Raw genomic sequence first — 4,555 nt, forward strand, 5'->3', positions numbered from 1 at the left:
ATGCTCCCCAGAGCAGGAGGAGCCCGGCCAATGACTGCGTCTCTCCTGAAACTGTCGTCGCTACTCGCCACGACCTGGGCAGCCAGCCTGTGGGAAGGCGCCGCCTTCTCCCTCATCGGCTTTGCGCTGTTGCGGCTGATGCCCCGTGCCTCCTCGGCCCTTCGCCATACACTGCTGCTGGCCCTTTTTCTRCTCAGCGCAATACTTCCGTGGCTTCCCTTTCACCACGGTGCAGTGGATGGTGCAGCACCCCATATATTCACGCTCTCCCAGTGGCTGGCGGCCGCAATCGCCGCCGTCTGGCTGGCGGCCACGGCGATTCGCGCCGCCCTACTGGTCATCGCCTGGAAACATCTCCGCGACGTTCGCCGCTCTGCACACCCACTCGCTCTTGACCTCCCGTTCACGACGCACCGCCGTCCAGTCGTATGCACTTCCTCGACGGTCGAGTCGCCGCTCATCGTTGGTTTCTTTCGCCCGGTGCTTCTTCTGCCCGAGTGGCTTGCGCCTCAACTCAGCGATAGCGAACTTCGCCAGATCGTGGTGCATGAATGCGAGCACCTGCGTCGCGGTGATGATTGGACCAATCTGCTGCTGCAGCTCGGCCTGATGTTGTTCCCGTTGAATCCAGCGCTCACATGGCTGAACCGCCACATCGGCGTGCAGCGCGAACTCTCCTGCGATGCCGCCGTCGTTGCGGCAACCGCACAGCCGCTGGCCTACGCCGCGTCATTGACTCGTATTGCGGAACAACACCTTGAGCGCAGCTCACTGCGCCTGGCGCTAGCTGCATGGGGACGCCGCTCCGAACTTACCCAACGTGTTCATGCCCTGCTGAGGCAGTCAAAGAACTGGACGTCGCGGCAGTCCGCGGTTGCCTCTATTGCCAGCTCAGTTCTGCTGCTCGCCATAGCTGCCGGTTTCTCCCGTGCTCCGCAGCTTGTTGCCGTCGCGGCGCCCGTATCGGAAGTGGCCGCTGCAAGCTTGCCCGCGGTCTCAACGTTGCCGAGTGCGGCGCTGGTTCGGTTTGTTCCCGCGTCATTTACAACAGACGCGCCGGAACCAGCCCCTCATAAACCCAGCCGCGAGCACACTCCTTTAAAACAAACCGTCGCACCAGAGCCGGGCAGCAATAACCCCCAAGTCAAGCGCGCTGAGAGACAGCGCGTGGAACGTGCTCCCAGATTCCTCCGCACCGGCGCGGCAAACGACACAACACCTTTGCAGAACTTTGACGGCAGCATCAGCACGCCTGAGCGTGTTGCTCCGGCTGTCGTCCTGACACCCGCGTGGCTCGCCGTGCCTGTATCGGACGGCTGGCTCGTCATTCAACTCTAGTCACACTCAACACAGGAGAAGACTCAAATCATGTCCGCAAAAACTAATTCATTAGTTACCAGCAAACTGACGCGCCGCATTATCCTGCCTGGCATCCTCGCCCTTGGAGCCTCCGGCGCCGTACTCATGGTTCACAAGCATGAGGTGCAAGCTGCGGCAGTCACCGCCTCTGCGCTCGATGACAACAGCGTCCCCTCCCTGATTGCGCTCGACCGCGACATGGAAACTCTCGCGGCTCGCGTAACCCCGGCCGTCGTCAACGTGGCTGTCACCAGCAAAGGCGGCGATGACGAAGATGTGCAGACGCACACACAGGGGGAGCTTGATCCCAACGATCTTCCACCACAGTTCCGTCAGTTCTTCGGTTTCGGAGGCCCCGGCGGCCACCGTACACCACAGCAGGAGCCGCTTCGTCACGGTGTCGGTTCCGGCGTCATCATCTCGTCTGATGGTTACATCGTGACCAATCATCACGTCGTCGATGGCGCTACACAGATCAAGGTAACGCTCCATGATCGCCGTGTGCTCACCGGCAAGGTCATCGGCTCCGACAAGCTGACGGACATTGCCGTCATCAAGGTCGATGCGCATGATTTGCCCGCGATCACCTGGGGCGACTCTGCAAAGCTGCAACCGGGTCAGAGCGTGCTCGCCTTTGGCAGCCCCTTCGGCGTGCTGCAGTTCAGCGTCACGCGCGGCATTGTCAGCGCTGTCAATCGCCCGGCTCCGTTCTCCAGCGATGCACGTACGCCTGGCGGCCTGATCCAGACGGATGCTGCCGTAAACCCTGGCAACAGCGGCGGCCCACTGGTCAACGCGCACGGTGAGCTTGTTGGCATCAACCAGATGATCGCAACCAACAGCGGATCGTTCGCGGGCGCCAGCTTTGCGATTCCGGCAAACACAGCCAAAGCCATCTCTGACCAGATCATCCACACCGGCGCCGTGCATCACGCATACCTTGGCATTGGAATGAACGATGTCACGCCTGAGAACGCGCAGTTCTTCAATCTGAATGATGCTCGCGGTGCGGTCGTCTCTCAGGTCACAGCCGGATCTCCTGCCGCATCGGCCGGTCTGAAGAATGGCGACGTCATCCATACGCTCAACGGACATCCCATCGCGAATGGAGGCGACCTGCAGTTACAGGTTGCACAGATGACTCCTGGAACGAAGGTCGCTCTCGGCATTCTGCGCAACGGTAGCGAGCAGACGATCAACGTCACACTGGGCGAGTACAAGAAGAACGCCGAGATGGCCTCTGAGAATGGCGACAACAAAGGACAAGCGAGCGGAAACAACGGCAAGCTCGGCATTGCGCTCGGCGAACTGACACCGGATCTGCGTCAGCAGCTCAATATCCCATCTGAGGTAAAGGGTGCGGCCATCGAGCAGGTTCGTCCTGGCAGTCCTGCTGAAGATGCGGGCCTTCAGCCCGGAGATGTAGTGCTCGAAGTCAATCGCAAGCCTGTTGCATCGGCTGACCAAGCGGCAAGCAGCCTTCGCGGAACTCCAGACGGCAAGAACGTTCTGCTCCTGGTCTGGTCAAACGGTGGAGCAAGTTATCGAGTCGTCACGCCAAGCCGCGGCTGAGACAGCACGAGAACAATAACCGCCAAGAGGCTCCCCTTTCGTGGGAGCCTCTTGTGTTTCCTATGGCGACATAGCCTGATCTCAAGAATTTTGTCACTTCTTCGTCTTCACAATGCCATTTCTCGGCATACCTCAGTTCGAGAGGGCGCTCTAGGTATCAAATTTTTAAGACACCTAAGGTACAGGCGAGATCGCTGAGAGTGACGATCTCGATGACCAGCTCAAAACCGATTGGAGGTACATATTCACGATGAAGCGCGCACATACCGCACTCCTCTTCCTGATCCTCGGTATTGTTCTTGTTCCGGCAGCCGGATGGCTCTATCTGCACTTCGGCCGTCCTCCTGTCGCAGTAGCCGATCCAATGCTGCCCGGCGAGGAGCAGATCGCGCGTTCCGCGCTACTTGCCCGCGTCGATGAGGAGCGTCCCAGGAACAATCCCGTCCCCATCAACGAAGCCACGCTGCACGAGGGCGCATCCATCTACATGAGTGAATGCGCATTTTGCCACGGGGTTCCCGCGATCGAGTCGCAGGTCGGAGTTAACACGTTTCCGAAGACACCGCAATTCTTTCGCCATCACGCCACGGGCAACCGGCCGCCGGATTCAGCCAACCGGGCGGCGGCGTATCACTGGTTTGTAGAGAACGGAGTCCGGCTGACCGCCATGCCCTCATTCAAGCACGTTCTGACCGACCGGGAGCAGTGGGAGGTAGCCAATCTGCTGGCGGTGAGTGAGACGCCCCTGCCGGAGAGCGTAAAGAAAGTCCTGGCCGGATCTACGGATTAGAGGACGAGGCACAGACCATTCTTCAAAGGAAGTATCGTAGATCCTCTATCACTGGAAGCTAGACCAGATTCCAGAGATCAACAGCATGAGAAGAATCGAAAGCCAGGTTGTCTGGCGGCTATCAGTTACATTGGTCTGCATTTCAATCTCCCCTCTGTGAGACATGCTGTATATCGGAACTAAGATGAAAGAGTTTAACGCGGTTCTGGGCGTCCGCAACAAAAACTATTGAACGTTGAGAACCAAATTGGCACTGCCACGAGCGTTAGAGCATTTTTCCTGGGTATCCCCGGGAGCGGCGTGCAGCGGCGTTTCCATTGCGGAAAACGCCCATAGATGCACAAGCCCTGCAATACACCTACAGGAAAAATGCGATACGGCTGCATCGAGCAGCACGTGTCCTCCTTTCGGGCATTCCTGCGGGCATCGATACTGACGGTTAACAAACCGGGCGTGTAGTCTCTTCCGAAGAGTTCCATTGAGCGCGAGCCTGTTGTCCGGGGAAGTTCCGCTTGAATCAGGCATTCCCGTGAATGCGCGCGAATGCCGACTCCGAAGGCACGCAAAGACATCCTGCACAATGGTGAGTCCGTCACGAGTGTGAGCTTGCCCGCCTACGGAGTTGCCGTACTCAGCAGCAGATAGCGGTCCCGGCCAAGGGCCGCCTTCGTTCGCACAGGAACGTCGTTCTCGTCTGAAGCATCCTACGGTGCATGGAAGACGGCGGGAGGAGGCTCAACGTGAAGGATGAACGTAAACTCGATCTTCCCGTCGATCCGCCAGTCCTCCCCATGCTTGCCAAGCGCGTCGATCAGCTACCCATGGGTTCTGAGT

3 protein-coding genes are annotated in these 4,555 nt (G+C 59.0%); all 3 read left to right on the forward strand.

Going from position 1 to position 4,555, the window contains the following annotated elements; translation table 11 throughout:
• The first annotated feature begins 30 nt into the window (after positions 1–30).
• The 3 genes from AB4043_RS15725 to AB4043_RS15735 all read left to right on the forward strand — a co-directional run bounded on the left by AB4043_RS15725 (position 31) and on the right by AB4043_RS15735 (position 3,721).
• The gene (locus AB4043_RS15725; protein WP_442301217.1) at positions 31–1,338 is read left to right on the forward strand and encodes a M56 family metallopeptidase; all 1,308 of its coding nucleotides are present in this window, start codon (positions 31–33) and stop codon (positions 1,336–1,338) included.
• 30 nt (positions 1,339–1,368) lie between these two features.
• On the forward strand, positions 1,369–2,931 hold the full coding sequence (locus AB4043_RS15730) for a trypsin-like peptidase domain-containing protein (RefSeq protein WP_442301216.1): 1,563 nt from the start codon (positions 1,369–1,371) through the stop codon (positions 2,929–2,931).
• Between the two features lie 250 nt (positions 2,932–3,181).
• Positions 3,182–3,721, forward strand: a complete 540-nt coding sequence (locus tag AB4043_RS15735; RefSeq protein WP_442301215.1) for a c-type cytochrome — start codon at positions 3,182–3,184, stop codon at positions 3,719–3,721.
• Positions 3,722–4,555 lie beyond the last annotated feature (834 nt).

The organism is Terriglobus sp. YAF25 (assembly GCF_052113305.1).
Classification (GTDB): domain Bacteria; phylum Acidobacteriota; class Terriglobia; order Terriglobales; family Acidobacteriaceae; genus Terriglobus.